Here is a 1,057-nt window from a genome sequence, read left to right on the forward strand (position 1 = left end):
CTGCCTTTCATGGTGTGGAACACCGACTCGGTATGCGGATTGTCGTTGCTGGTGTGAGGCCGGTTAAATGAGCGGGCCACACCGTGTTTGGCGAAGAGTTTGCCGAGGCGTTTGCTTGTCATCGCACTGCCGTTATCAGAGTGCACGGTTTTCACGTGGGGAAAACGAGTCAGGATGTCGTCAAACATTGCTGCTGCTACGTGGCTGTTTTCGCGTTCTGCTACGACACAGCCAACGATTGCGCGGGAGTACAGGTCAATGACCGTGTGGCATGCAAAGTTTTGTCCGACGTATTGTCCAGGCAAGAAGGTAATGTCCCAGCACAGTACCTGGCCAGGTGCTGTGGCGCGTACATGTGGCGGGGAGGCGTTTCGTTTGCGTTGAGCTTGCTTGGCTTTGGTGTTGTGTCGTTGGTAGAGCAATCGTCCATGTTTTTTGGCAACTCGGTAGAAACTGCGCAGGCTTGCCAGGTAAATCCCGTTGTTTAACGCGGCGTAAAATACCTGGTCCACCCCGGAATGTGGATTGGCGTCTAACAATTCCAAGATGCGCTCGACAGTGGTATCGGACAGTCGGTTGATCCGTCGTTTGTCGTAGGCAATTGGATCGGCAACACGTGGGCGTGGCTTCGTTTGATAGAACACGCGGCTGCGTGAGACTCCGATGATGCGCATTGCGTGAGTTTTCGAATAGCCACAGTCAACTAACTGGTCAATCAGTGTTTCTTCTGCGTGTTGTCCTTGGTCGTAGAGGCGTTGTTGGTCTTGAGTAAGGACCCTTCCGCCACGTTTGAGTCCACGCCATGTTGCCCTGGCATGGTCGCTAAAGCTTTTCCCAACACATCAGTGGCTAGCTCAGCCCGCTCTGCTCTTTCTGTTGCCTTATCCAGGGCACGCTGCATAGCTTCCTCCCGACGCTTCGCATCGAGTTCGAGCTTGCGCTTTTGCTGCATCAACGCGGAGACTTCCTTGCGTAACTGCTGGATTTCAACGCACTCATCCATCGTCAACGTTCCAATCCTCCTTGGTGTAGTACGCGTGGTGAGATCACCATCGGC

The 1,057-nt window shown here is 53.8% G+C and carries 2 protein-coding genes; both read right to left on the minus strand.

The window, feature by feature from the left end:
- Nucleotides 1-674, minus strand: a 674-nt coding sequence (locus JMN37_RS11245; protein WP_252932201.1) for a DDE-type integrase/transposase/recombinase, incomplete at its 3' end; no start/stop codon positions are given.
- 41 nt (nt 675-715) lie between these two features.
- Nucleotides 716-1,057: hypothetical protein (locus JMN37_RS11250; protein ID WP_252932202.1), on the minus strand; the 342-nt coding region annotated here is incomplete at its 5' end.

Source organism: Corynebacterium lipophilum (assembly GCF_024102595.1).
Taxonomy (GTDB): domain Bacteria; phylum Actinomycetota; class Actinomycetes; order Mycobacteriales; family Mycobacteriaceae; genus Corynebacterium; species Corynebacterium pseudogenitalium.